Genomic DNA, 24,295 nt, shown 5'->3' with positions numbered 1-24,295 from the left:
GAGGTTTAAGTGAGAGTCCGTACCCTGTCCATTCTTGCTGCGCTGATGCTGGGCGTGAGCGCGCCGGCCGTGTTCGCACAGTCGAAGATCGGTTTCGTCGATTCCGACCGCGTGATGCGCGAGGCCGCGCCGGCCTTGCGTGCCACCGAGCGCTTGGAGCGCGAGTTCGAGCGTCGTGACCAGGAACTGCAGCGCATGGCCGCGGATCTGCAGGCCCTGCAGGACGAACTCGAGCGCAGTGGTCTGACCATGTCGGAGAGCGACCGCCGCAACAAGGAGCGCGCCTTCAACGATCTCAACCGCGACTTCCAGCGCAAGCAGCGCGAGTTCCGCGAAGACCTCAACCAGCGCCGCAACGAGGAGCTGGCGCTGGTGCTCGACAAGGCCAATGCGGCGGTGAAGAAGATCGCCGAGGATCAACGCTTCGACATCATCCTGCAGGACGCGGTTTATGCCAGCCCCCGTATCGACATCACCGACGCGGTGATCCGCGAATTGGCCGGCGCACGCTGAGCGATCGGCAACGCGATGTTCCGCCTCGATGAACTGGTTCACCGCCTTGGCGGCGAGTTGATCGGCGATGGTGCGCTGCAGGTTGCGCGGGTGGCGACGCTGGATCAGGCCGGGGAGGGCGATCTGGCCTTTCTGGCCAATCGCAAGTATCTCGCCCGTCTCGCCCAGTGCCGGGCCTCGGCCGTCATCGTCGCGCCCGATGCGCGCGGGCTCACTGCGCTGCCGCGCATCGTCACCGCCGATCCCTACGTTTATTTCGCCCGTGTCGCGCAGCTGTTCAATCCGCCCGTGCTGCCCGCTGCGGGCGTCCATCCGGCTGCGTGTGTCGAGGCAGCCGTGCCCGCCTCGGCCAGCGTGGCTGCTGGCGCGACCATCGCTGCCGGCGCTAGCATCGGCGAGAACGTGGTCATCGGTCCGGGCTGCCACATCGGGCGCAATGTCGTGATCGGCGACGATACGGGGCTTGAAGCCGGGGTTTGCATCTATCACGACTGCGTGCTGGGCGCACGCTGCCTGGTTCATGCCGGGGTGGTGATCGGCGCCGATGGCTTCGGCTTCGCGCGCGAGCGTGACGGCAGCTGGGTGAAGATCCCGCAGAGCGGGCGGGTGGTGATCGGTGACGACGTTGAAATCGGCGCCAACACCACCATCGATCGCGGCGCGCTCGACGACACCGTGATCGGCGATGGCGTCAAGCTCGACAACCAGATCCAGATCGCCCACAACGTGCGCATCGGAGCCCACACTGCGGTGGCCGGTTGCGTGGGCATAGCCGGCAGCACGGTGATCGGCGCGCGCTGCATGATAGGCGGCCAGGCCGGCATCATCGGTCATCTGCACATCGTCGACGATGTGGTGATCTCCGCTGGTACGCTGGTGACCAAATCCATCCACCGTGCAGGGGTGTATACCGCCAACCTGCCGGTACAACCGCACGCCGACTGGGTGAGGAATTTCGCCCACCTGCGCCATCTCGATGCCCTGACGGACAGGCTGCGTGCGCTCGAACAACGTCTCGACAAGGCAAGCAGCGCCGACTAGTCATGGAAATCAACGAAATCCTGCAATACCTCCCGCACCGTTATCCCTTCCTGCTCGTTGACCGGGTGCTTGAGCTGGAAGAGGGCAAGCGCATCCTGGCGCTCAAGAACGTCACCATGAACGAGCCCTTCTTCCCCGGCCACTTCCCCAACCATCCGGTGATGCCCGGTGTGCTGATCGTCGAGGCGATGGCCCAGGCCGCGGCGCTGCTGTCCTTCAAGACCATGGGGGTGAAGCCGGACGAGAACTCGGTGGTGCTGTTTGCCGGCATCGACAACGTGCGCTTCAAGCGCCAGGTGGTGCCGGGCGACCAGCTCATGTTCGACGTCGAGATCCTGCAGGGCAAGCGCAACATCTACAAGTACAAGGGCGTGGCCCGCGTCGGTGACCAGATCGCCACCGAGGCCGAGCTGATGTGCGCGCTCAAGACCAAGTCATGATCCATCCGACCGCTATCGTCCATCCCGGCGCCCGTCTCGGGGCCGGCGTCGACATCGGCCCCTACGCCATCGTCGGCGAACACGTCGAGATCGGCGACAACACCCGCATCGGCCCCCACGTGGTCATCGAGGGGCACACCCGCATCGGGCGCGACAACGAGATCTTCCAGTTCTGCTCGATCGGCGCACAACCGCAGGACAAGAAGTACGACGCCGAGCCGACCCGTCTGGAGATCGGCGACCGCAACACCATCCGCGAGTTCTGCTCCTTCAACGTTGGCACCAGCCAGGACGCCGGGGTGACCCGCATCGGCAACGACAACTGGGTGATGGCCTACGTGCACGTGGCGCACGACTGCCAGGTCGGCAATCACACCATCTTCGCCAACAACGCCACCCTGGCCGGCCACGTGCATGTGGGCGACTGGGCGATCCTCGGCGGTTTCACCGGTGTGCATCAGTTCGTCCGTGTCGGCGCGCACAGCTTCTGCGGGGTCGGCACCGTGCTGTTGCAGGATCTGCCGCCTTTCGTCACGGTGTCCGGCAATCCGGCCCAGCCGCATGGCATCAACAGCGAGGGCCTGAAGCGCCGGGGCTACTCGTCCGAGGGCATCATGGCGATCAAGCGTGCCTACCGCGCGCTCTACCGCAGCGGACTGAAGCTCGACGAGGCGCGCGAGCGCATTGCTGCGATGGCTGCCGAACACCCCGAGGTCGAACCCTTCGCGACCTTCATCTCCACCAGCGGGCGCGGCATCGTACGCTGAGCAGCGCCACCCGGCCCGAAACCCGAACCCGTACCACCTCCTCGCCGATGCCGCTCAGAATCGCGATGGTCGCCGGAGAAGCTTCCGGCGATCTGCTCGCCAGCCATCTCATCCGTGCCATACGCCGTCATCACCCGGATGCCGAGTTCTTTGGCATCGGCGGCCCCAAGATGCAGGCCGAAGGCTTCGACGCACTGTGGCCGTGCGAACTGCTTGCCGTTCATGGCTATGTCGATGCCTTGAAGCGCTACCGCGAGTTGTCGGGCATCCGCAAGGCGTTGCTGGCGATCATCCGCGCCCAGCGCCCGGCCGCCTTCATCGGTGTTGACGCACCGGATTTCAATCTCTGGCTGGAAGGGCGGGTCAAGGATGGCGGTACGCCCGCGATTCATTTCGTCAGCCCGTCGATCTGGGCCTGGCGAGGCGGGCGTATCCGCAAGATCGCACGCTCGGTCTCGCACATGCTGTGCCTGTTTCCCTTCGAACCGGCGCTCTATGAAAAGGCTGGAGTGCCGGTGAGCTATGTCGGGCATCCGCTCGCCGATGTCTTTCCTCTCCATCCGGATCGCAGCGGCGCCCGCGAAAAGCTCAACCTCGCGCTTGGCATCCGGGTGGTGGCGATGCTCCCCGGCAGCCGCCAGTCGGAGGTGCGCAATCTTGCCGACACCTTCATCGCCACCGCACGACTGCTGCATCGGCGGCATCCGGAGGCGGTCTTCCTGGTGCCGCTGGCGACACGCGAGACCCGCCAGTTGTTCGAGGCCGCCGTGCACCGCAACGATGCCCGCGAGTTGCCCATCCGCATGCTCTTCGGCCACGCGGTGGAGGCCATGACGGCTGCGGACGTGGTACTGGTGGCCAGTGGCACCGCGAGCCTGGAGGCGGCCCTGCTGAAGCGTCCGATGGTGATCAGCTATCGCATCGGCAAGTGGCAGTACCGCCTGATGAAGCGTATGGCCTACCTGCCCTGGGTGGGTCTGCCCAACATCCTGTGCAATGACTCGCTGGTTCCCGAACTGCTGCAGGACGACGCCACTGCCGACAAGCTTGCCGCCGCTGTGGACCGCTGGCTGGGCGACCCGGTGGCCTGCCGGCGTGTCGCCCAGCGCTTCGCCGAACTTCACCTCAGCCTCCGGCAGAACACCGCCGAGCGCGCCGCTGCAGCCATCCTGCCCTACCTCGGTGACGGAGTGCGGTCGTGAGCGCGCCTGCCGGCGCGCTGCTGTGCGGTGTCGATGAGGCGGGGCGGGGGCCGCTGTGCGGTCCGGTGGTCGCTGCAGCGGTGATCCTCGATCCGCAGCGCCCGATTGCCGGGCTGGGGGACTCCAAGAAGCTCTCCGCGAAGACCCGCGAACGCCTTGCCCTGCTCATCCGCGAACAGGCCCTGGCGTGGGCGGTGGCCGAGGCCACGGTAGAGGAGATCGACCGTCTCAACATCCTCCATGCCACCATGCTGGCCATGCGTCGCGCCGTCGACGCGCTGGCGCTTCGTCCCGACGAGGTGCTGGTCGATGGCAACCGCTGTCCGCAGTTGAGCGTGCCGGTGCGCGCCATCGTCAAGGGCGACGCGCTCGAAGCGGCGATCTCGGCGGCCTCCATCCTTGCCAAGACCAGTCGTGATGCCGCCATGCTGGCGCTCGATGTGTGCCATCCGCAGTATGGGCTGGCCGCCCACAAGGGCTATCCCACCGCTGCCCACCTGGCAGCGCTGCGGCGTCATGGCGTGGCGGACTTCTATCGCCGCAGCTTCGCACCGGTGCGCGAGCTGCTTGCCAATCCGCCCCTGTGGGTGGATGAGGAAGGGCGGTGAAGCTGATCTCCTCGCGCGACAACCCTGCCGTGCGCCGCCTGCACGGGCTGGCACATTCGGCGCGTGAGCGCCGTGAACACGGCTGCACGGTGCTCGATGGCGCCCATCTGGTGGGCGCCGCCCTCGATGCGGGGTGGGCGCTGCAAGAGCTGGTGCTCAGCGAAGAGGGCGCCACGTGCGCGGAAAACCGTGTCCTGCTCGAACGCGCGGCGACGGTGCCCGCGCTGCTGCTGCGCGACAAGCTGTTCGCCCATGTCAGTCCGGTCGACACCCCGTCCGGCATCCTCGCCGTGGTGGCAGTGCCACCGTCCCCGCCGGCGGCGCCGTTGAGTGCTACCGTGGTGGTCCTCGACGGCGTTCAGGACAGTGGCAATCTTGGCACCATCCTGCGTACCGCCGCGGCCGCCGGTGTCGGCGACGTGTTGCTTGCTGCCGGCTGCGCGCAGGCTTGGTCGCCCCGTGTGCTGCGTGCCGGCATGGGGGCCCACTTCGCGCTCCGCATCCACGAACGCTGCGACCTCGCTGCCGCGCTTGCGGGCTTTCCGGGGGCAGTGGTGGCCACCGCGTTGGGGGCCGGCAGTATCGATCTCTATGCGGCCGAACTCGGCGGCGCGGTGGCCTGGCTGTTCGGCGCCGAGGGGCGCGGGGTGTCGCCGGAAGTGCTGGCGCTGGCCGATACGCGGGTGTCGATTCCGATGGCGGCGGGCGTCGAGTCGCTCAACGTCGCTGCCGCTGCAGCGATCTGCCTCTTCGAGCAGCGTCGACAGGTGCGACTGCGGGCAAACCCCGCTTGACAGTGCTGCGCAGGGGCGCAGAATCCTCTGTCTTATGCAATACTGGCTCGTTATCGAGCGCGTCCGCGCCTGGCTATCCTGACCACTGAGGAGTTTTCGTTCCGCAGCAAGGCGTTCCACACCGAGGAGACAAGATGACCGCGATTTTTGCCAAGACCCGCAAAGGGCAGGAAGAAATCGAACAGCGCAGCGGGGGACTGGGCCCGCGGCCCAGGCGCGTGCTGATCCTGATCGACGGCAAGCGCCCGCTGGACGAAGTGCGGGCGATGATGCCCGATCCGCGCCTCGACGAGGCGCTCGCGCAACTGCAGGAAGAGGGCTACATCGAGCGTATCGGTGGCAGCGATGCACCTCCGCCAGCGGCGGTGGACGAGGCCGTCGCCGCGCCGGCAGGGCCGGTCGATCCTGCGCAGATGGACAAGGCGCGCAACTTCATGCTCAATGCCCTGCGCACCTTCAATGGCCCCTATGGCAATCTCGGCCTGATGAAGCGCATCAATGAAAGCCGCACGCCTGCCGATCTGCGCGGCTTGCTCGAGGATTGGCTGGCGACGCTGAATCTCACCAAGATGGGGCAACTGCGCTCCGAAGAGCTCAAGGGGCGCCTGCTCGCCGTGCTATGAGGGCAGTTCGAGCGCTCCGGCGACGGCGGCGAGCGAACGGCTGAGCAGGTCGGGCGGGTTCATGGGCGGTCCGTGGAGGCGACGGGGGCGGGCAATGTTGCGCAAAGGGCGGGCCGCTGTCAAACCGCCACTGCCGTCATTTGCTAACATCGGCAAGTTGCCCACTTCCGCACCGGATCCCCATGCTGCTGGTCATCTCCCCCGCCAAGGCGCTCGATTACGAGACGCCGCCCGTCACCGCCCATCACAGCCAGCCGGCCTTCCTCGACGAAGCCGCCGCCCTGATCGATATCCTGCGTCCGCTGGCGCCGCAGGACGTGGCCGCGCTGATGGATCTTTCCGATCAGCTCGCTACCCTCAACGTTGCCCGCTACGCGCAGTGGTCGCGCCCTTTCGATACCCGCAATGCCAAGCAGGCGGTGCTGGCCTTCAATGGCGACGTCTATGAAGGGCTGGATGCAGCCAGCCTGAGCGAGGACGACCTGCTGTGGGCGCAGGATCATCTGCGCATCCTCTCCGGCCTCTACGGCGTGCTGCGCCCGCTCGACCTGATGCAGGCCTACCGCCTGGAAATGGGTACCCGGCTGGCCAATCCGCGTGGCCGCAACCTCTATGCCTGGTGGGGTGAGCTCATCACCCGTGCGTTGCAGGGCGAGCTTGCCGCCCAGCGCGAACGCGGCGAACTGCCGGTGCTGGTCAATCTGGCCTCCGAGGAGTATTTCAAGGCGGTGAAGGCCGACAAGCTCGGCGCGCGCGTGCTCACCCCGGTGTTCGAGGACTGGAAGGGCGGGCGCTACCGCGTCATCAGCTTCTATGCCAAGCGTGCACGCGGACTGATGTGCCGTCACGTGGTGACCCGGCGGGCGGGCGACATCGACGCCCTGAAGGACTTCGCCAGCGAAGGCTACGCCTATGCTGCCGAGGCCTCCGGCGACGATACCCTGGTCTTCCGCCGGCGCGTGGAGTGAGCGTGAAGATCAGCCACAACTTCGACGCCGGTGCCATCGAGGTCGTCGACCTTGCCGACCCGCAGGACATCCGCCTGCGCCTGCGTGCCGACAACGCCGCGGATTTTCGCCAGTGGTTCCATTTTCGTCTTCAGGACGCTGCCGGCGTGGCGCTGCGCATGGTCTTCGAGAATGCCGCGCAGGCGGCTTATCCGGACTGGAACGGCTACCGCTGCGTGGCCTCCTACGATCGCCGCAACTGGTTCCGCATCGCCGCCACGCGCTACGAGGACGGCCGCCTGGTGGTCGAGCACACCCCGGAACGCAACAGCGTCTACTACGCCTACTTCGAGCCCTATTCGCACGAGCGCCATCTCGACCTGCTGGGTTGGGCGGAGATGTCGCCGTTTGCCCAGGTGCGCAGCCTCGGCAGTACCGTCGAGGGACGTGACATCGACATGGTGATGGTCGGCCGCCCCGGGCCGACGCGCCAGCCGGTATGGATCATTGCCCGCCAGCATCCCGGCGAGACGATGGCGGAGTGGTTTGTCGAAGGCCTCCTCGAACGTCTGCTCGACGCCGCCGATCCGGTGGCGCGCAAGGTGCGCGAGCATGCCGTGCTCCACATCGTGCCGAACATGAACCCCGATGGCGCGATCCGCGGCAACCTGCGCACCAATGCCGCCGGGCGCAACCTCAATCGCGAATGGCGCGATCCCGACCCCTTGGCTGCCCCGGAAGTGGCCGTGGTTCGCCAGACGATGATGGATTCCGGCTGTGCACTGTTCCTGGACATCCATGGTGACGAGGAGATGCCCTACGTGTTCTTCTCCTCGGCCGCCGAGGTGCCCGCCTTCACGGCTGAACTGGCCCGCCGGCAGGCGCTATTCGTCGATGCCCTGCTTGCCGCCAGCCCGGACTTCCAGACCGAGCACGGTTATCTGCCCGGGCGCTTCGGCGAGGAGCTGCTGAGCCTGGCGAGCAAGTGGGTGGCCAACCACTTCGGCTGCGTGTCGCTGACCCTGGAGATGCCCTTCAAGGACAACGCCAATCTGCCCGACGGCCAGTGTGGCTGGAGCGCGGCGCGCAGCAAGCGGCTCGGCGGGGCGATGCTGAATGCCGTGTTGCGCCATCTGCAGGGCGGGTGAGCGTCCGGAGGCGTGAGATTTGTCCGTAAGCGGGTTCATGTGCACTCGCAACATTCGGCAGGGCTGATATCATCAAACCTTTGTGCCGCCTGTGGCGGTGAGCCTTCGGGGAAGTAGCGTGGATCTTGCAACACTCATCGGTCTGCTCGGATCGCTGGGCATCGTCGTCGCGGCGATCGTGCTTGGTGCCTCGGCGCTGATCTTCATCAATCCGCCGTCCTTGCTGATCGTCGCCGGCGGCAGCCTCTTTGTCGTGCTGTCGAAGTTCAGCCTGCAGCAGTTCCTCGGTGCCTTCAAGGTCGCCGGCAAGGCCTTCGCCTTCCGCCTGCCGCCCACCGAGGCGCTCATCGAGGAGGTCCTCGACGTTGCCCAGGTGGCGCGCAAGGAAGGCCTGCTGGCGCTGGAGAACCGCGAGATCTCGGTGCCCTTCTTCAAACAGGGCATTCAGCTGATGATCGACGGCCAGCCGCCCGAGATGGTACGCAGCATTCTTGAGAAGGAGCGCCTGCTGACTCTCGATCGCCACCGCTGGGGCGCCAAGGTGTTTACCGCGATGGGCGACGTGGCCCCGGCGATGGGCATGATCGGCACCCTCATCGGCCTGGTGCAGATGCTCTCCAATATGGACGACCCCAAGTCCATCGGCCCGGCGATGGCGGTGGCCCTGCTGACCACGCTGTATGGCGCGATGATGGCGACCATGGTGTTTCTGCCGATGGCCGACAAGCTCAACCTGCGCATGACCGAAGAGGCACGCATGAACGCGCTCCTCATCGATGCCCTGATGGCGATCCAGAACGGCACCAACCCGCGCGTCATCGATCAGCTGCTGAGCAGCTATCTGCCGCCGGCGAAGCGCAAGGCCGACGAGTAAGGCACGGCGATGGATCTGCCCGAAGAGGAAAAAGCCGGCATGCCGGCATGGGTGATGACCTTTGCCGACCTGATGTCCTTGCTGATGTGCTTTTTCGTCCTGCTGCTGTCGTTTGCGGAGATGGACGCCATCAAGTTCAAGGAGATTGCCACCCAGATGGCCAAGGCCTTCGGGGTGCAGCGCGAGGTGCCGGCAATCGAGATCCCGATGGGCACCAGCCCGATCTTCGACAAGTTCTCCCCCGGCACGCCGCAGCCCACGCCGGTCGACAGCGTGCGACAGCAGACCACCCGCGAGGAGCCCCGCCTGCGCACCTTCACCGCCGATGCCGCGACTGAGGCACGGGTGCGCGAAGCGGCCGAGCAGCAGGTGGCGAAGACGGCGCAGACCCTGCGCGAGACCCTCCAGCAGGAACTCGCCGGTGGCATGCTGCAGCTTGAACAGGAGCGCAAGCGCATCGTCATCCGCATCGAGGAGCGCGGCTCCTTCCCCTCCGGCTCGGCCGAGCTGAGTGCCGATTTCGCCGCCATGATCGGACGCATCGGCCAGTCGTTGGCCGAAATTCCCGGCGAGATCGCCGTCGAAGGGCACACCGACGACGTCCCCATCAGCACTGCGCGCTTCCGCTCCAACTGGGATCTCTCCGCCGCGCGCGCCTCCTCGGTGGCCAACGCCCTGCTCGACAGCCGCTCGGTGGCCCCGGCGCGCCTGCGCGTGCACGGTTTTGCCGAAACCCGTCCGCTGGTCGATAACAGCACTGCGGCACAGCGTGCGCTGAACCGGCGGGTAGAGATCGTCGTCGATCTCGCCGGTCCCATGGAGTCTTTCGAAACCCGCGCCCATGAGCTCATCGGTCGCGGCATGGAAGAGATGGTGCAGTACATGGGCTGGCAGACCGACTGAGATACGCCGCCCTCTGGCAATGCGCCGCGGGCCCCGCTCAGTTGCCGCTCTTGCGCATTGCCGCGGCGAGGCGGCTGAACTCGGCACCGAAGTGATGGATCATGTGGCGGAACTCGGCATAGTGCTGTTCGCCGAGCGCGGCACTGGCGGCACCGCCGTCGGCCCACATCACCCCTACCGGGCGGTCCTGCAGGTGCAGGGTGCCGAGCAGGAAGCCGCCCTCGGGAGCGAGCGCCTTGAGCACTTCCGGCAGTTGTCCACGCGCGGCGGGCAGCTTTGCCGGCGTCACCCACAGGCTGCCGCCGCTGCGGCTGACGATGCGGGCGAGGAGGTTCTCGTCGCCGGCGGCGACGCTGAGCTTGCGCGCTTCCACGGCGCCACCCCAGCCGTGGGCGAAGAAACAGTTCAGCTGCGTAGCCCGCGGTGGTTTCAGGAACAGCAGGCAGCGCTGCAGGCCGAGGCCCTTTTCGAGCGTCTGTCCGGTGGCCAGCAGGAAGGCGCGCATGTCGGGGTAGCGCCCGTGCTGGCAGTTCTGCGAAAAGGCTTCGACGATGTCGACATCGGGGGCAGGTGCCGGTGCACTGGCGCCGGGTGCGACGGGCACGGCAGGCGGAGTCGTGCCGGTGGCCGCGTCGGAGGACGCGAAGCCGCTGTAACTGATCACTTCGCGCGCGCCCGGGGCAGCATTCTGGGGTGCTGCCGCAGGGTGTGCAGGCGGGCGGGCGATTTCCTGCGCGGGCGCGGGGTTTGCTGCGGGCTGCGCCTGTGTGTCCGCTGCTGCCGGGCGTGAGCGCGCACGCAGGCTGCGCGGCGGTGCCGGGGGCCAGAACAATTGCTGCGCCGGGGTGAAGCACAGGCTGGCGAACTCGGGCGAGCGGCTGGCACGCACCGCGGTCTGATGCACGCCGGCAATGACGCGGTCGAGGGGCTGGTTGAGATGGGCGGAGACCACGCGCATCAGCAGCAGGGTGCGGCGGCTGTACCAGCCGTCGGTGGCCGACCACGCGAGCATGTGCGCGAGCACGCTTACCGTGGTGCGCTGGCGCAGCCAGCGCGCCACCTTGACCGGCAGCTCGGGGGCCATCGAGGCGGCCCAGGCACAGGCCGCGGAGGCGGCCAGCATGTGGCTGTCCGGGGTGATCGCGCGCAGCAGCATGGCGTCGGCAGGCAGACCGATGTCGCGCGCTACGGCGGCATTGAGTTCATCGATCGAGCAGCCCAGCAGTTCGCGTTCGACGAGCGCACGGTGTTCGCCCGCGCGTGCGCGGCGCTCGATCTGCAGATGGACCTCGGGTGCGACCAGCGGCAGCTTCCAGCGCGCCAGGCCGAGCAGCAGGGCGACCCACTGCAGGTATTCGCCATTGCCGCCGGGATTGGGCCACTCCCAGCTCTCCACCAGCGCGGCGGCCAGGCGGCTGGTGGCGATGGCCTGCAGGCAGGCGCGGTGGGCCGGACGCCCGGCGTCGAAAGGGCGCTTCATGCGCGTGCGCACCAGACTCTGTACCTTGTCGGTGCCGAGAACGTTGAGGGCGTGCTGCAGGCCCTGCACCTCGCCGTCTATGCGCGGCAGGCGGGCAGCCATGACTACGGCATCGAGCGCCAGCGGCAGGTCGGCATTGAGCACGCGGTAGACCTGCTGCAGCGTCGCCGAAGGCAGCAGCAGGGTGTCGCGCGCTTCGCCGGTGCTCAGCACCGGTATCTGCGCCTGGTAGAGATGGCCGCGCCAGTACTCGAGTCCGTGCTTCTCGGGGGCCATCGCAGGAGGCTCAGCGCAGCACGTTGAGGATGCCGTCGAGGCCGCTGTGGTCGAGGCGGCAGTCGGCGGCCTCGCGCACTACCGGCTTGGCGCGGTAGGCCACGCTGAACCCGGCGGCGCCGAGCATGGGCAGGTCGTTGGCACCGTCGCCGGCGGCGATGGCCTGGCTGAGATCGACGCCGTGACGGGCGCAGGCCCCGGCGAGATGGGCGGCCTTGGCGGCGGCATCGACGACCGGACCGCTGATGCGGCCGCTGAGGGTGCCGTTGTCGACCTCCAGTTCGTTGGCCCAGGCCTCGTCGAAACCGAGGCGGGTCTTCAGGCGGTCGGTGAAGTAGGTGAAGCCGCCGGATACCAGCACGGTATAGAAGCCGGCCGCCTTCAGTTCGCGCAGCAGGCGTTCGGCGCCGGGGTTGAGCTGCAGGCGCTCCTCGTAGACCTGGGCGAGGGCGTCCACCGGCAGGCCGCGGAGGAGGGCGACGCGGCGGGTGAGCGATTCGGCGAAGTCGATTTCGCCGCGCATCGCCGCTTCGGTAATGGCGGCCACTTCGCCCTTTACTCCGCAGAGGTCGGCGATCTCGTCGATGCACTCGATGTTGATCAGCGTCGAGTCCATGTCGGTGACGAAGAGGCGGAAGTCGTCCAGCCGTCGCCCGCCCGGCACCCAGGTGTGGTCGAGGTGCTCGCGGGTGCACAGCGGCTCGATGTCGTCATGTGCAACGGCGTCCACCAGACGGAAGGCGTGCGGGGCGAGCTGGACGATGCTGCTCGCCGCACTCAGTGCGGCCAGGGTCTTCAACGTGAGCGCATCGACGCGCGCGCCCTGGATGACCAGATTCATTCGGGCTGACCCCGCTGTGGCAGTACCTCGCGCAGCACATCATGGGCGTTGCGCAGCATGTCGACGGTGGTCTCCCAGCCCACGCAGGCGTCGGTCACCGAACAGCCATAGCGCAGCTGCGAGAGGTCGGCGGGGATGGACTGGTTGCCGGCCTCGATGAAGCTCTCGATCATCAACCCGACCACCGAGCGGTTGCCCTCGCGGATCTGGTGGATGACGTCCTTCATCACCAGTGGCTGGAACTCCGGCTTCTTCCAGGAATTGGCATGCGAGCAATCGACCACCACGTTGACCGGCATCCTGGCCTTTGCCAGCGCCTGCTCGGCGAGCGAAATCGACACCGTGTCGTAGTTCGGCCGGCCGCCGCCGCCGCGCAGCACGACATGGCCGAGGCGGTTGCCGCGGGTGCGCAGGATGGCCGACTGGCCCTTGCCGCTGATGCCGAGAAAACTGTGCGGGCGCGAGGCGGAGATGATGGCGTTGATGGCCACTTCGAGGTCGCCGTCGGTGGCGTTCTTGAAGCCCACCGGGGTGGACAGGCCGGAGGACATCTCGCGGTGGGTCTGCGATTCGGAGGTGCGCGCGCCGATCGCCGTCCATGCGATGAGGTCGCCGTAGTACTGCGGGGCGATCGGGTCGAGGGCCTCGGTGGCGGTGGGCAGGCCGATTTCGCAGACGTCGCGCAGGAAGCGGCGGGCCTTTTCCATGCCTTCGTCGATGCGGAAGGAGTCGTTCATGTAGGGGTCGTTGATGAAGCCCTTCCAGCCGGTCGCGGTGCGCGGCTTCTCGAAATACACCCGCATCACCAGCACCATGGTGTCGGATACCTCGTCGGCGAGCGCCTTCAGCCGGCGCGCGTAGTCCAGCCCGGCGACGGGATCATGGATGGAGCACGGGCCGACCACCACGAAGAGGCGCTTGTCCTTGCGGTCGAGGATGTCGCTGAGTGCCTGGCGTCCGGCCAGCACGGTGGCGGCGGCGCGCTCGGTGAGCGGCACGCGCGCCTTGATCTCCTCCGGAGAGGGCATGTGATCGACGGCGACGATGTTGAGATTCTCGGTCTGGGCGACGGACATGGGGCGCTCCGCAGTGCAGCATTAAAATGCCGATTGTACCTTGAACGCTCCATCTGCCGCAGGTTTGCGGCCGCGTCGGCGGGCTTTCCGGTGACGCCCCCGAACGGGTAATCCACGCTCGGCCGAGGGTTTTTTGTCGACTACATCCAAGGTAATATCAGACAGACTCCATTCGTCCGTCCCCGCTGCGATGTGGGTGCGGCTCTACAAGGTTTTCCAGCATGAAGCGCGTATTGTCGATGCTGCTCGCACTGGCTGCCCTGGCGCTGCCGCCGGCAGCTGCGCAGAGCCTGGCCGTCCCTCAGGCGGTGGCGCTGCCGCCGCTCGCCGCGGAGGCGGTGGTGCTCACCGTGGCAGGGCCTGCCGGCGAGCGCCGGTACTCCCTGGCGGAGCTTGAGGCGCTGGGTACCTTCGGTGTGCACACCTCGACTTTCTGGCCTGTCGATGACGGCCACTATGTCGGCCCCACGCTGGCCGCCGTGCTTGCCGATGCCGGCCTCGGTGAGGCCGCGGCGGTGCGGGTGGTGGCGATGGACGGTTTCTCGCAGATCCTCCCGCGCAGCGACTGGGAGCGCTGGCCGGTGCTGCTCGCTACGCGGCGTGACGATCAGCCCATGCGGCGGCGCGACAAGGGGCCGCTGCGCATCATCTATCCGCGCGACATGGACGCCGCGCTGCAGGACACCCGTTACCGGCTGCGCTGGGTGTGGCTGGTGACGCGCATCGAGGCTGCGGCGCCTTGAGCCGCGCCTTGCGCTTCCTGCAGCGACGGCTGTCGCTGCTGTGGGCCTTCGTGCTGCTCTTCGTTGCCGGCAGCGTTGCCCACCTGTGGGTCAACGTCACGCAGGTGGAAGATGCCCTGCCGCTGGCCTCGTTGCACAAGGAGCGCGACTTCTCCGCGCTGCTCGGCGACGTTTCGCGGCTGGAGGGCGACCTGCGGCTGTATCTTGCCGCACCACAGGACGAGCACTACGAGCGTTTGTTGCTGGCGCTCGATCTCGCCGTGCTGCGCCAGCGCGACAACCGCATCATCTATCTCGGTACCGGAGTGCCCGGGGTGACCGAGATGCATGCCTTGCTCGGCGAGGCGCTTGCCGAACTCGATGTGGCAGTGGCCGACGGGGCGCCCGCGGCGACCGCGCTGCATGCGCCGCTGGCGGCGCTCATTGCCGTGCGTGAGCGTCTGCAGATTCTCAACGACACCGTCTTCCAGCTTTCCATGACCCAGGCGTCGGTGCAGCGCAGCAAGCTCGTCCGCCTGCGCGACACCGTGTCGGCGATGATCGTCCTGCTTGGCGCCCTCGGTGTGGCGCTGGCGCTGTCCTTGCTCCGCCAGCGCCGCAGCATCGCCGCCCTGCAGCTTCGCGACCGCGCCCTGCAGGCCGCCGAAGAGCAGCAGCGTGAACTGCGCGAACGCCTCGAGCGCGTTGCCGACAACGTCCCGGGAATGATCTTCCAGTACCGCCGCGGTGCCGACGGACACCCCAGCCTGCCCTACGCCAGCCACGGCGTGCATGAGATCTTCGGCGTCTCCGCCGAAGCCGCGGCGCAGGACAGCAGCGTGTTGCTCGACGCCATCCATGTCGACGACCGCGAGCGTGTGATCGGCGCCTTCGACGAGTCCGCCCGTAGCTTGCTCCCCTGTCTGGTGGAGTTCCGTGTCGTGCGCGACGGTATCGAGTTGTGGATGGCCAGCCATGCGACGCCCCAGCGCCAGGCCGATGGCGGCACCTTGTGGCATGGCTATACCTACGACGTCACCCGCCGCCGCCTCGCCGAGGAGGAGATCAAGCACCTCGCCTTCTACGACGCGCTCACCGGCCTGCCCAACCGCCGCCTGCTCATCGACCGCCTCCGCCATGCCATGCTGATGGCGGCGCGCAACCACCAGGGTGGCGCCCTGCTGTTCATCGATCTGGACAACTTCAAGACCCTCAACGACACCCGCGGACATGCCTGTGGCGACCTTCTGCTGCAGCAGGTCGCCCGCCGCCTGCTCGATGCCGTGCGCGCCGGCGACACCGTCGCCCGTCTCGGCGGTGACGAGTTCGTGGTGATGCTGGAGAACATCGGTAGTGCGCGCGAGACCGCGGCGCAGCACGCCGAGCAGGTCGGCGAGAAGGTGCTGGCGGCGCTGACCCAACCCTATCTCCTCAACGGCAAGGACTATCACGGCACGCCGAGCATCGGCGTCGCCCTCTTCGACGACTGCGAAGGCGGTCTCGAAGAACTGCTCAAGCGTGCCGATCTGGCCATGTATCAGGCCAAGGGAGCCGGGCGCAACACGCTGCGCTTCTTTGATCCGGCGATGCAGAGCCTGCTGGCGGCGCAATCCGCCCTTGAGGCGGAAATGCGCCAGGGGCTGCGCGCCGGCGATTTCGTCCTCCACTACCAGCCCCAGCTCGACAACGGCGGGCGGCTGGCCGGGGTGGAGGCGCTGGTGCGCTGGCAGCACCCGCAGCGTGGCCTCATTGCGCCGGGTGAGTTCATCGGTCTGGCCGAGAGCAGCGGCCTCATCCAGCCCCTCGGCCAGTGGGTGCTGGAAGCCGCCTGCGAGCAGATCGCGCGCTGGCAGCGCGACCCCGAGCTGCGCCGCCTCAGTGTGGCGGTCAACGTCAGTGCGCGCCAGTTCCGCCATCCCGACTTCGTCAGTCGCGTCATCGGCGCCATCGAACGCACCGCCATCCCTGCCGACCGCCTCAAGCTGGAGCTGACCGAGAGCCTGCTGCTCGACAACGTCGAGGAGATCATTGCCCGCATGAACGTGCTCAAGGCGCGCGGGGTGTGCTTCGCCCTCGACGATTTCGGCACCGGCTATTCCTCCCTGGCCTACCTCAAGCGCCTGCCGCTCGACCAGTTGAAGATCGACCGTTCCTTCGTGCGTGACGTGCTTACCGACCCCAACGATGCCGCCATTGCACGCACCATCATTGCGCTTGGCCAGACCCTGGGCCTGCACGTGCTTGCCGAAGGGGTGGAAACCCGTGACCAGCACGAATTCCTCGTCGCCCATGGCTGCGATGCCTTCCAGGGCTATCTGTTCGGCCATCCCCAGCACCCCGACGTGCTGAACACGGTGGCGCCGGCGCATTGACGCACTCCGGCAGGAGGGGGTGAATGCTGCGATAATGCAGCCCCATCCGTGCTTCACCCATTCAGGTACCCATGCCCATCCAGTGGTTCCCCGGTCACATGACCTCGGCGCGCAAGAAGGCCGCCGAAACCATGGCGCGCACCGATGTGGTCATCGAGGTGCTCGATGCCCGCATTCCCGAGGCCAGCTGCAACCCGATGATCCGCGAGCTGCGCGAGTTCCGTCAGCGTCCGTGCCTGAAGATCCTCAACAAGACCGATCTCGCCGATCCCGAGGCGACGCGCGCGTGGCTGGCGTATTACGAGCGCCAGCCCGGCGTGAAGGCGGTGGCGCTGTCGTGCAAGAAACCCGCCGACGTTGCCCGCGTGCCGCGTCTGGCGCAGGCCCTGGCGCCACACCGCAATGACGGTACCAAGCCCCTGCGGCTGATGATCATGGGCATCCCCAACGTCGGCAAGTCGACGCTGATGAACGCGCTGCTCAACCGCCGTGTTGCCAAGGTCGGCGACGAGCCGGCGGTGACCAAGTCGCAGCAGACCTTCGATCTTGGCGAGCACATGACGGTGACCGATACGCCGGGCATGATGTGGCCGAAGATTGCCTACGATGCCGACGGTTTCATGCTCGCCGCCTGCCATGCGATCGGGCGCAATGCGGTGATCGACGAAGAGGTTGCCGCCTTTCTCGGCAACGTCCTGCTGACGCGCTACGGCGCAGCGGTGGTGGAGCGCTTCAAGCTCAAGGCGCTGCCTGCCGACGGACATGCGCTGGTCGAAGAGGTGGCGCGGCGGCGCGGTTGCCTGATCAAGGGCGGTGGCCTCGATCTGGAAAAGGCTGCCGGTCTGCTGCTCACCGAGTTCCGCGCCGGCATGATCGGTCGCATCAGCTTGGAAACCCCGGAGAGCCGGGCCGCGATGCTGGCCGGTACCCCGCCGCTGGCGAGCGGCGATGAGGGCGATGAGGGCGACGATGTCTGAGCAGGGCGAATTCGAAGGCCGCCTGGTGGAGCTGGAAAGCAAACTCGCCTTTGCCGAGGATCTGCTCGACACCCTCAACATGACGGTGTTTCGCCAGCAGCGCGAAATCGACCGTCTGCAGCAGCACCTCGCACGCCTGCAGGAGCAGCTGCGCAACGCCAGCGCGCCCGCGCAACCCCTCAGCCTGCGCGACGAGATTCCCCCGCACTACTGACTGTCGGCGGGCTCCACGGCGGTATCGGGGGCCGCGCCGTCGGCCAGCAGCGGTGCGTGCAGGCGGGCGAAGTCGCGCGGGGCGACGTACTGCAGCAATTCCTTGCCGCGACTGTCAACGATCACTTCGAGTCCGCGCTCGGGGTAGAGGAAGTGCTCAAGGTTCTCCGCACTGCGCAGCCGCACGGCGGGTTCGCCGAAACGCTGCAGGACGGTCGCGGTGTCGAGGTCGGCGGTAGGGATGAAACCGATGGCGCGGATCGGCGTCTGCAGGGCAAGGGCGAAGTCATCCGGGTGCAGGGTGGCCTTGCGCGTCGTGCTCTCCATGTAGCTGCTGCGTGGCGCACGCTCGCGCATCGCGTCAACGGCTTCCTGCGCCAGCTCCGCGGTGAATACCATCTTGCCGGTGATGAAGCCGGCGCGGGCCTCGGCGTTGAAGGCCTCGAGCGAACTCGTGCCGTCCTTCGGGGTGATCACGGCGATCTCGGTGTCGCCGCCGTAGCGCGTGTGTACGTCGCCGAGGGTCGATACCCCGAGGGTGAAGCCGAACACCGTGCTGTGGCCGTTGGCGTCAACCTCGATCTGCCATGGCAGGGTGGCGCGTTCGCTTTCCTGCTGGGGTTCGGCAAAGGGCAGATAGGCCAGCGGTGCGATGATCAGTAGGGCGACGGCGGCAAGGACGATGGGGATCGGTTTCATCCGGGGGGCTTCTCCTCGGTGGCTCAACGGGTGGCCTGCGCGCCGGACGGCGGGCGGGTGCGGTAGAACTGCAGCGGCGCGCCTTCGGTCTGGCGCAGCACGCTCTTCTTGATGCGGCCGACGACATGCATCTCGCAGGGCTTGCAGTCGAAGCGCAGGGTCAGGCGTTCGCTGCCGTTGACCAGTACCAGCGGTTCGGCACGGATGGTGCCGGCCACCCCGGTAACGCCGGCGGTCTGCTTGGGACACAGGCTGAGGCTGTAGCGCACGCAATGTTTGGTAATCATCAGGCTGGCTTCGCCGAGTTCCTCGTGACTCTCGTAGGCCGCTTCGATGACCTGCACGCCGTGGCGGGCGTAGAAGTCGCGCGCCTTGTGGTTGAAGACGTTGGCCAGATAGCTCAGGCTGTCATCCGGATAGGGTGCCGGCGGCGCCACCGCAGCGGCGCGCGGCAGGCGCTGGCGGGCCGCGGCACGTGCCGCTTCGAGCGCTTCGATCGCCTCGCGGCGCAGGGCGTTGATCGCTGCGGCGGGCAGGAACCAGGGGCGCGGCAGCTCGATGGTGATGTGCGCGGCAGTAAAGATCGTGCCGCCCAGCTTGCCGAGTTGCTCGCGCAGCGCAGCCTCGGCGCGCGCGGCGTCCTTGGCCGCTTCGAAGGCCTGCGCCAGGACGGCGCCGGCGCGGTGGCCGTCTTCGTCCTCGACGTCCAGTGCCAGCCCGTCGGTGCACTCGCGCAGGGTCATCGACAGGGCGATGCGGCGCTCGGCGGATTTCTTCTCCAGCAGGCGGTCCCAGGCCATGTCGGTGTTGCGCGACAGCTCGGTGCCGGCGCGCAGGTCCTTCAGGCGTGCCATGCCGTCGGCCGGCCACACGCGCCAGCGCGCCAGCTGCGCTGCACTGCCCGGCTGCGCCGGGCGTTCGACCTTGTTGGCGCGAAAGCCCACCAGGTTGCGCTGCAGGTCGAAATAGGTGAGGCCGTCGCCGTTGGCCAACTGCACCGCGCTTTCCAGTTCGAAGCTGTCGCGCGCCGTGACCAGCACGTGGCCCACCGGCAGACCGGCCCAGGTCGGCGCGTCGAAGGCGCCGATGTCGTCCTTGCGGCCATTGACGAAGTAATCGGTGGCACCGCGGTTGTAGTTGCGCTGCGGGTCGGGCGTGAAGGTGTAGCTGCAGCGCCCGCTGGAGGCGCGCGCCAGATCGGGACAGGCGGCGAGGATGTCGTCGAGCAGCAGGCGGTAGTGGGCGGTGATGTTCTTCACGTAGCCCATGTCCTTGTAGCGCCCCTCGATCTTGAAGCTGCGCACGCCGGCGTCGACCAGCGCGGCGAGGTTGGCCGACTGGTCGTTGTCCTTCATCGACAGCACGTGTTGCTGGTGGGCGACGATGCGCCCGGCCTGGTCGGTGACGTTGTAGGGCAGGCGGCAGGCTTGCGAACAGTCGCCGCGGTTGGCGCTGCGTCCGGTGTGGGCGTGGCTGATGTAGCACTGGCCGCTGTAGGCCACGCACAGCGCGCCGTGGATGAAGAATTCGATGACGCAGCGCGTCGGGTCGGTGGCGGCGCGGATGGCGCGGATCTGTTCCAGGGTGAGTTCGCGCGCCAGCACGATCTGCGAGAAACCGACGTCCTGCAGGAAGCGCGCCTTTTCCGGTGTGCGGATGTCGGTCTGCGTGCTGGCATGCAGCTGGATGGGCGGCAGGTCGAGTTCCAGCAGACCCATGTCCTGCACGATCAGCGCATCCACGCCCATCTCGTACAGCGCCCAGGCGGTGCGCCGCGCTTCTTCGAGCTCGTCGTCGCGCAGGATGGTGTTCAGCGTGACGAAGATGCGCGCATCGAAACGGTGGGCGTGGCGCACCAGGCTCTCGATGTCGGCCAGGGCGTTGCCCGCACCGGCGCGTGCGCCGAAGGCCGGGCCGCCGATGTACACCGCGTCGGCGCCGTGATTGACGGCTTCGATGCCAATGGCGGCGGAACGTGCCGGGGCAAGCAGTTCGAGCTCGCGGCCGGAGGGAGGGGTGATGGACATGTGCGCAGCGGCTGAGGGTCAGGGCGCAATGATACCGGTTCGGGTGGCCGGGCAGCGCGCGTTCGCAAGGGGAGGGGACGCTGTGCATGGTATGGACCTCTGCGCCGGGGTTCAGATCTGCGTGGCCTGGGCGTCGGCAGTGACCACGTAGCGCAGCGGCCCGCCGGCGCGCACGGCGTTGAACGGCCAGCAGGTCACCAGGGTAAGCTGGCGCCCGTGCGGGGGCTGGCGCAGCGGGCGCAGATCGGTGTGATCGACGACCTCGCGGTGATTGACGAAGTAGCGCAGCACCTCGCCATTGGCGCTCTGCAACTCCAGCTCGCTGCCGTCTTCCAGCCGTTCGAGGAAGGCGAAGTGGGTGTCGCGGTGGGCGCCGAGGACGGTGTTGCCCGGCTCGCCGGGGCTGGCGGTGCCCCACACGTGTCCGGGGCCGAAGGCGATGGTGCGGCCGTCGGCGCCGGCGAGCACGTACAGATCGACGTCCTGTTCGGGTGCGCGCAGGCGTGCCACCGGCCAGGTGTCGGCCCACGGCCACGGCTTGGCGCGTTCCTCGCCGGCCAGCGTGCGCGTCCACGCCTGGGCAATCAGCGCCTGGGCGAGCCAGGCCTTGGCATGGATGTAGCCTGCATGGCCGAACTGCCATACCGTGGCGAGCACGGCGGCGGCGAAGGCGGCGCGCAGCAGGCGCTGGCGCCACGCCGGTGACGTACCGTGGCGGCTGGCGCCCAGGCATCGCGGTGCCGGCCAGGCGCACTCGACGCCGAGAAAGTCCTCGCTGGTGCAGCGGCGGCAGAGGCTTGTGCTTTTCATGGTGTTCTCCCGGAAGCGGATCAGGAAGGCCTTCACAGCGCGGCGGCGGCTTGCGGACGGCGGCGCTGCAGCGCCCACAGCAGGGCGCAGGCAAGGAGGGCGAGGGTGCCAAGGAGGAGGTTCAGGCGGGCGTCGGTGGCGCCCATCGGCAGCTGGCCGAAGACTGCTTCGTGTTCCCAGCCGTGGGGCAGGTTGGTGGGCATGGCGCCGCCTTGCAGGGCGCTGTCGGCGGGGCGCACGGGCGTGCGGTCGACCGCCACCAGGCTGGTGTAGCGGCTGGTCAGGCGGTGGGCGAGGGCAACGGCGATGACTTCCTGGCGCACTTCGTCCTCGGCGGCGCCGGCACGCAGGCTGTCCATCAGCGCGTCGATGCGCTGGCGTGCCCACAGGGCGCCGAGACCACTGCCGGTATTGGCCTGGCGGAGGTCCACCGCGGACTGCCAGCGCACCTCGCGCCCCCAGCCGCTGACCTGCACCTCACCGTCCGCCTTCTTCAGTGCGACGGCCACCACCAGCGGTTCGCCGGCATACAGGTCGGGCAGCTTGCGCGGCCACTGGTCGGCCTCGGTGCCCTCCGGCCAGCGTATTTCGATCCCTTTCAGCAGCGGCGTTTCGAGGCGGGCGAAGAGTTCCGACATGCGCGCCTGAACCTCGTCGACATTGCCGATGTAGGTGAAGGTGCCCCGCCCGGCAGCGGCGGCCTTGCGCATGAAGTGGCTGTTGGGGGCGGAGCCGATGCCAACGGTGAACAGGCGGGCGTCGCCGAGGCGCTCCTCGATGAGGCGGAAGAGGGCTTCCTCGTTGCCCACCGCGCCGTCGGTGAGGAAGATCACCTGGCGCACGCGCGCCGGGTCCTCGCCGCGGTCGAGGGCGGCGCTCAGCGCCGGGGCCATCTCGGTGCCGCCGCGGGCCTGCAGGCTGCGCACCCAGCGGGTGGCCTGTTCGATGCGTTCGGGGGTGGCGTCGCGCACACCGTCGTAGAGGGCACTGGTGATGGAGTTGAATTCGATGACGTTGAAGCGGTCCTGCGGCCCCAGGCGGCGCAGGGCGAGGGCAAGGGCCTCGCGGGCCTGGACGATGGAGGTGCCCTCCATCGAACCCGAGGTGTCGATGATGAACACCACGTCGCGCGGCAGCGGACGTTCGCCGGCCGGAAGCTGCGGCGGCACCAGCATCAGCAGGGCGTGATCAAGCTTTTCGCCGCGCTCGACGAACAGCGCAACGCGCGGGGCCTGGCCGGCGGCCAGCGTCCACGTGAGCACGAAGTCGCGGTTGGCCGGGGTGGCGCCGGCGGCCAGTTCCACGACCCGGCGGCTGGGCGTCGGGGCGCTGCTGCGGATGGCATGGTAAGGGCTGTCGAGGGCGGCCACGGGGACGCCGGCATCGAGCTCGACACGCAGCCGTACCGGGTTGATGAGGCCAGCGGACGGGTGCAGTACCGGCGGGCTGATGCGTCCGGCGTCGGCCACCTGGTCGGTGCCCCGGGTGCGGCCACGATCCTCGCCAGTCAGCGCATCGCCGGGGATGTAGCGCGGGCCGACGACCATCGGGAAGCGCAGGCTGTAGCGTCCGCTGCCGTCGATGATTTGATAGTCGAGGGTTTGCTGGTATTCGATCTCCACCTTCACTTCGGCACCGGGGGGGATGTTGGCGACGCTGGTGGTGAACAGGTTGGGGCGCTCCTGTTCCACCAGTGCGGCGCGCTGGCCGCGCTCGCGGGCCTGTTCGAAAGTGGCGCGGGCCTCCTCGCGTTCGCGGATCTCTCCTTCAACGATGCGTTCGCCGATGCGCAGGCGCATGCGATCGACGGCGGCGTTGTCGGGCAGCGGAAAGACGTAGATGCCTTCCTGCCAGGCTTCGCCGGGGTTGCGGAAGGTCTGCACCACGCGTGCCCGGGCCAGCGGGCCGCTGACGCGGATGTCTACCTCGGTGTCGAGCACCGGTACGGCGTGGGTGCTGCCGTCGGCGGCGCGCAGCAGCAGGGTGCCCTGGCCGGCGGCGGCAGCGGGCATTGCCACGGTGGTGTCGCCGGCGGCGTGCGCGGGGCTGGCGAGGAAGAGGACCAGAGCCCCCAGGGCGAGGGCGATGCCCAGTCCGCCGAGGAGGATGTGTGCCACCAGCGTGGCGATTTCCATGGCGTGATGCCGTGGCCGTTGTGCTGCGGCAGTGATCGTGTTCATCAGTGTTCTCCCTGTATGCAATGAGCGTTGTGCCAGTGATTGCATTACAGCGCCCGATGCGGTCGCCAGCGGGGGCGAAAAGGGGAGAAGTGCGGGCGAAAAGTGGCATAAAAATGGCGTTTGCGCGGCGCCGCAGGAGGTCGCAGATCTTTGCAGATCGGCGACAAGGCCATGACCGGAATGTGTATATAATCCGCTCATATACAATATGAATCGCCTGCCGCATGCTGCCCGGCTCTGCCCGGGCGGCAGCGCATCCAACCCCGAGAGGAGCGTGTCGTGCCCATCCGCTGGACCAGCGATCTGAACACCGGTATCGACGTCATCGACAAGCAGCACATGCGCATCGTCGACTACATCAACGAACTCGAAGAGGCCAGCGCGGCGTCCGACCGCGCAGCCATCGGCCGGGTCATCGACGGCATGATGGACTACACGCTGTCGCACTTCGCCTTCGAGGAGAGCGTGCAGGAAGAGGCCGGCTATCCTTTCTGCAAGGCCCACAAGCGCGTTCATGAGCTCTTCGTGCGGCGGGTCAATCTCTACGCCGAACGCTTTGGCGATGGTGAGGATGTCGCCGTCGAGCTCCACGAACTGCTCAAGAACTGGCTGCTCAGCCACATCCGCCGCGACGATGCCGATTACGCCGGGGCGGTGCGCGCCCACCTGCAGAGCCATGCGCCTGTCGACCCGCCCCCGGCGCCGGCGGGAGGCTGGTTCAGGCGTCTGTTCGGGCGCGCCGCGAACTGAGCGGGCGCGCTA

24 protein-coding genes are annotated in these 24,295 nt (G+C 67.7%); 17 read left to right on the top strand and 7 right to left on the bottom strand.

Annotated elements, in window-relative coordinates:
• Window positions 1-9 precede the first annotated feature (9 nt).
• The 12 genes from C8261_RS06580 to C8261_RS06525 all read left to right on the top strand — a co-directional run bounded on the left by C8261_RS06580 (window position 10) and on the right by C8261_RS06525 (window position 9,860).
• Complete coding sequence (locus C8261_RS06580; protein ID WP_107492862.1) at window positions 10-513, top strand: OmpH family outer membrane protein; 504 nt, start codon at window positions 10-12, stop codon at window positions 511-513.
• Between the two features lie 15 nt (window positions 514-528).
• Window positions 529-1,554, top strand: a complete 1,026-nt coding sequence (gene lpxD, locus C8261_RS06575) for a UDP-3-O-(3-hydroxymyristoyl)glucosamine N-acyltransferase (RefSeq protein WP_107492861.1) — start codon at window positions 529-531, stop codon at window positions 1,552-1,554.
• Between the two features lie 2 nt (window positions 1,555-1,556).
• The gene (gene fabZ, locus C8261_RS06570; RefSeq protein WP_107492860.1) at window positions 1,557-1,994 is read left to right on the top strand and encodes a 3-hydroxyacyl-ACP dehydratase FabZ; all 438 of its coding nucleotides are present in this window, start codon (window positions 1,557-1,559) and stop codon (window positions 1,992-1,994) included.
• A complete protein-coding gene (gene lpxA / locus C8261_RS06565) occupies window positions 1,991-2,761 on the top strand; it encodes an acyl-ACP--UDP-N-acetylglucosamine O-acyltransferase (protein WP_107492859.1) in 771 nt (256 codons plus the stop codon). Before fabZ ends, lpxA begins: the two co-directional genes overlap by 4 nt.
• 47 nt (window positions 2,762-2,808) lie before the next feature.
• The gene (gene lpxB / locus C8261_RS06560) at window positions 2,809-3,963 is read left to right on the top strand and encodes a lipid-A-disaccharide synthase (RefSeq protein WP_107492858.1); all 1,155 of its coding nucleotides are present in this window, start codon (window positions 2,809-2,811) and stop codon (window positions 3,961-3,963) included.
• Entirely contained in the window at window positions 3,960-4,571 is a 612-nt protein-coding gene (gene rnhB, locus C8261_RS06555; protein WP_107492857.1) for a ribonuclease HII, read from the top strand. Before lpxB ends, rnhB begins: the two co-directional genes overlap by 4 nt.
• On the top strand, window positions 4,568-5,365 hold the full coding sequence (locus C8261_RS06550; RefSeq protein WP_107492856.1) for a TrmH family RNA methyltransferase: 798 nt from the start codon (window positions 4,568-4,570) through the stop codon (window positions 5,363-5,365). The genes rnhB and C8261_RS06550 overlap by 4 nt, the downstream gene beginning before the upstream one ends.
• Window positions 5,366-5,499: 134 nt before the next feature.
• A complete protein-coding gene (locus tag C8261_RS06545; RefSeq protein WP_107492855.1) occupies window positions 5,500-5,988 on the top strand; it encodes a hypothetical protein in 489 nt (162 codons plus the stop codon).
• A 182-nt stretch (window positions 5,989-6,170) separates the two neighbouring features.
• Window positions 6,171-6,956 (top strand): peroxide stress protein YaaA, encoded by a 786-nt coding sequence (gene yaaA / locus C8261_RS06540; protein WP_107492854.1) that lies wholly within the window; start codon window positions 6,171-6,173, stop codon window positions 6,954-6,956.
• Window positions 6,957-6,958: 2 nt separating this feature from the next.
• A complete protein-coding gene (locus tag C8261_RS06535) occupies window positions 6,959-8,083 on the top strand; it encodes a M14 family metallopeptidase (protein WP_107492853.1) in 1,125 nt (374 codons plus the stop codon).
• Between the two features lie 118 nt (window positions 8,084-8,201).
• On the top strand, window positions 8,202-8,957 hold the full coding sequence (pomA, locus tag C8261_RS06530) for a flagellar motor protein PomA (protein WP_107492852.1): 756 nt from the start codon (window positions 8,202-8,204) through the stop codon (window positions 8,955-8,957).
• Between the two features lie 9 nt (window positions 8,958-8,966).
• The gene (locus C8261_RS06525) at window positions 8,967-9,860 is read left to right on the top strand and encodes a MotB family protein (protein ID WP_107492851.1); all 894 of its coding nucleotides are present in this window, start codon (window positions 8,967-8,969) and stop codon (window positions 9,858-9,860) included.
• 37 nt (window positions 9,861-9,897) lie between these two features.
• Here C8261_RS06525 and C8261_RS06520 read toward each other — a convergent pair whose 3' ends face one another.
• Genes C8261_RS06520 through C8261_RS06510 form a run of 3 tightly spaced genes read right to left on the bottom strand, consistent with a single transcriptional unit; the run spans window position 9,898 to window position 13,533 of the window.
• Window positions 9,898-11,616 carry a hypothetical protein gene (locus C8261_RS06520; RefSeq protein WP_107492850.1) on the bottom strand — a complete coding sequence of 573 codons (1,719 nt, stop codon included), beginning with the start codon at window positions 11,614-11,616 and terminating at the stop codon, window positions 9,898-9,900.
• A 10-nt stretch (window positions 11,617-11,626) separates the two neighbouring features.
• Complete coding sequence (gene serB / locus C8261_RS06515) at window positions 11,627-12,457, bottom strand: phosphoserine phosphatase SerB (RefSeq protein ID WP_107492849.1); 831 nt, start codon at window positions 12,455-12,457, stop codon at window positions 11,627-11,629.
• Complete coding sequence (locus C8261_RS06510; RefSeq protein WP_107492848.1) at window positions 12,454-13,533, bottom strand: 3-deoxy-7-phosphoheptulonate synthase; 1,080 nt, start codon at window positions 13,531-13,533, stop codon at window positions 12,454-12,456. Before C8261_RS06510 ends, serB begins: the two co-directional genes overlap by 4 nt.
• Window positions 13,534-13,754: 221 nt before the next feature.
• Here C8261_RS06510 and C8261_RS06505 point away from each other — a divergent pair, with 221 nt between their 5' ends.
• The 4 genes from C8261_RS06505 to C8261_RS06490 all read left to right on the top strand — a co-directional run bounded on the left by C8261_RS06505 (window position 13,755) and on the right by C8261_RS06490 (window position 17,818).
• Window positions 13,755-14,276: a molybdopterin-dependent oxidoreductase gene (locus C8261_RS06505; RefSeq protein WP_146161655.1), complete on the top strand. Its 522-nt coding sequence runs from the start codon at window positions 13,755-13,757 to the stop codon at window positions 14,274-14,276.
• Entirely contained in the window at window positions 14,273-16,627 is a 2,355-nt protein-coding gene (locus C8261_RS06500) for a putative bifunctional diguanylate cyclase/phosphodiesterase (protein WP_146161654.1), read from the top strand. Before C8261_RS06505 ends, C8261_RS06500 begins: the two co-directional genes overlap by 4 nt.
• A 71-nt stretch (window positions 16,628-16,698) precedes the next feature.
• Window positions 16,699-17,604, top strand: coding sequence for a ribosome biogenesis GTPase YlqF (ylqF, locus tag C8261_RS06495; RefSeq protein ID WP_107492846.1), 906 nt, complete (start codon window positions 16,699-16,701; stop codon window positions 17,602-17,604).
• Window positions 17,597-17,818 (top strand): SlyX family protein, encoded by a 222-nt coding sequence (locus tag C8261_RS06490; protein ID WP_219905154.1) that lies wholly within the window; start codon window positions 17,597-17,599, stop codon window positions 17,816-17,818. The genes ylqF and C8261_RS06490 overlap by 8 nt, the downstream gene beginning before the upstream one ends.
• Here the strand turns inward: C8261_RS06490 and C8261_RS06485 are convergent.
• The 4 genes from C8261_RS06485 to C8261_RS06470 all read right to left on the bottom strand — a co-directional run bounded on the left by C8261_RS06485 (window position 17,812) and on the right by C8261_RS06470 (window position 23,533).
• On the bottom strand, window positions 17,812-18,516 hold the full coding sequence (locus C8261_RS06485; protein WP_107492844.1) for a hypothetical protein: 705 nt from the start codon (window positions 18,514-18,516) through the stop codon (window positions 17,812-17,814). The genes C8261_RS06490 and C8261_RS06485 overlap by 7 nt on opposite strands.
• 23 nt (window positions 18,517-18,539) lie before the next feature.
• The gene (locus tag C8261_RS06480) at window positions 18,540-20,543 is read right to left on the bottom strand and encodes a peptidase U32 family protein (RefSeq protein ID WP_107492843.1); all 2,004 of its coding nucleotides are present in this window, start codon (window positions 20,541-20,543) and stop codon (window positions 18,540-18,542) included.
• A gap of 111 nt (window positions 20,544-20,654) precedes the next feature.
• Window positions 20,655-21,353, bottom strand: a complete 699-nt coding sequence (locus C8261_RS06475) for a class GN sortase (RefSeq protein WP_107492970.1) — start codon at window positions 21,351-21,353, stop codon at window positions 20,655-20,657.
• A gap of 32 nt (window positions 21,354-21,385) precedes the next feature.
• Entirely contained in the window at window positions 21,386-23,533 is a 2,148-nt protein-coding gene (locus C8261_RS06470) for a marine proteobacterial sortase target protein (RefSeq protein WP_181358869.1), read from the bottom strand.
• A gap of 279 nt (window positions 23,534-23,812) precedes the next feature.
• Here C8261_RS06470 and C8261_RS06465 point away from each other — a divergent pair, with 279 nt between their 5' ends.
• Window positions 23,813-24,283 carry a bacteriohemerythrin gene (locus C8261_RS06465; RefSeq protein WP_107492841.1) on the top strand — a complete coding sequence of 157 codons (471 nt, stop codon included), beginning with the start codon at window positions 23,813-23,815 and terminating at the stop codon, window positions 24,281-24,283.
• Window positions 24,284-24,295: the final 12 nt, after the last annotated feature.

The organism is Pseudothauera lacus (assembly GCF_003034845.1).
Lineage (GTDB): Bacteria > Pseudomonadota > Gammaproteobacteria > Burkholderiales > Rhodocyclaceae > Pseudothauera > Pseudothauera lacus.
The sequence above is the reverse complement of the archived record's forward strand: the minus strand, read 5'-3'. Positions and strand labels throughout refer to the sequence as shown.